The organism is Streptomyces sp. NPDC001450 (assembly GCF_053597295.1).
Window position 1 is genome coordinate 1 of the sequence record NZ_JBSFHY010000138.1, and the last position, 1,993, is coordinate 1,993.

Annotated in this window: 1 protein-coding gene; it reads left to right on the forward strand. The window is 70.4% G+C overall.

Going from position 1 to position 1,993, the window contains the following annotated elements; all coding sequences use genetic code 11:
• Positions 1 to 1,993, forward strand: a 1,993-nt coding sequence (locus tag ACWC5O_RS45380) for an SDR family NAD(P)-dependent oxidoreductase (protein ID WP_450781382.1), incomplete at both ends; no start/stop codon positions are given.

Below are 1,993 nucleotides of genomic sequence, written 5' to 3' on the forward strand. Positions count from 1 at the left end.
GGGGTGCTCAAGCCCCTGCCCGTCACGTGCTGGGATGTGCGCAGGGCTCCGGAGGCGTTCCGGTATCTGTCGCAGGCCCGGCATGTGGGCAAGGTGGTCCTGACGGTTCCTGCGGCTCTCGATGCGGCGGGCACGGTGCTGGTGACCGGTGGTACGGGTGGTCTGGGCGCGTTGGTGGCCCGGCATCTGGTCACCGAGCACGGGATCAAGCATCTTCTGCTGGCCAGCCGCCGAGGTCTCGATGCGCCCGGCGCGTGCGAACTCGTCGCCGAACTGTCCGACTTGGGTGCCCGGGTCGAGGTGGCTGCCCTGGATGTCGCGGACCGTGCGGCGCTGGCGGACGTGCTGGCCACCGTCCCCGCCGAGCATCCGCTGACCGCTGTGATCCACACGGCGGGCATCGTCGACGACGGTGTGGTCTCCTCCCTCACCCCGGAGCGCGTATCACGGGTCCTGCGGCCGAAGACGGACGCGGTCGTCCATCTTCACGAGCTGACCCGGGACACGGATCTGTCGGCGTTCGTCGTCTTCTCGTCGGTCATGGGCACTTTGGGTGGTGCGGGGCAGGCCAACTACGCGGCCGCCAACGCCTTCCTGGACGCCTTCGCCGCCACTCGCCGCTCGTCCGGCCTGCCCGCCGTCTCCCTCGCCTGGGGACCGTGGGCGCCGGGTGCCGGGATGACGGCCGAGCTGAGCGAGGCGGACATGCGGCGCATGGAGCGCAGTGGCATGTTGCCGCTTGCGCCGGAGCGGGGACTCGCCCTGCTGGACGCGGTACTCGAACAGGGCCCTACGATCGAGCGGGCCGCAGTGCTGCCCGTCGAACTTGACCTCGCGGGGCTGCGCCGGCGGACGGTGGAGGAGGTTCCCGCGCTGCTGCGTGCCCTGGTCCGTGTACGGGCGCGCCGCAAGGCGGAGGTCGGCACCGGGGCCGACCGTCAGAGCCTCAGGGCACAGCTCACCGCGGCTCTCCCGGCGGACCGCGACCGACTCGTGTCCGACCTGGTGCAAGGCGCGGCAGCTGCCGTGCTCGGCCATGCCTCCGCCGCCGACATCGAGGCGGACCACACCTTCAAGGAACTCGGCTTCGACTCCCTGACGTCGGTCGAGCTTCGCAACCGCGTGAACGCGGCCACCGGCATGAGGCTTCCCGCGACCCTGATCTTCGACTACCCCACGCCCGCCGCGCTGATCCGGCACATCAAGACGGAGCTCCTGGGCGGAGACGAACAGACCTCGACCGACATGCTGCCCGTGCTGACCAGTGTCGGTGACGATCCGGTGGTGATCGTTGGTATGGCCTGCCGGTTCCCGGGCGGAGTCGCTTCGCCCGAGGACCTGTGGCGGCTGGTCAGCGAGGGCGATGACGCGATCGGCGGGTTCCCGGCCGACCGCGGCTGGGACCTGGAGGGCCTCTACGACCCTGAGCCGGGCAAGGTCGGTCGTACGTACGTGCGTGAGGGCGGTTTCCTCTACGACGCTCCTGAATTCGACGCCGCGCTCTTCGGTATCTCGCCGCGTGAGGCGTTGGGGATGGATCCGCAGCAGCGGTTGCTGTTGGAGACGTCGTGGGAGGTCCTGGAGCGCGCGGGTATCGACCCGGCGACGCTGCGCGGCAGCCGCACCGGCGTCTTCGCCGGCGCCATGGCCCAGGACTACGGCTCGTCGTTGCGGGGCACGTCCGAAGGCGCTGACGGCTACCTGCTGACCGGGAACACCGGCAGCGTCGCGTCGGGTCGTATCGCGTACACGTTTGGTTTCGAGGGTCCCGCGGTGACGGTGGACACGGCGTGTTCGTCGTCGCTGGTCGCCCTTCACCTAGCGGCGCAGGCGCTGCGTTCCGGCGAGTGCGACCTTGCGCTGGCCGGTGGTGTGACCGTGATGTCGACGCCCGAGACGTTCGTGGAGTTCTCGCGGCAGCGGGGGCTTGCGGTGGACGGCCGGTGCAAGGCGTTCTCGGAGGGTGCGGACGGTACGGCGTGGTCGGAGGGTG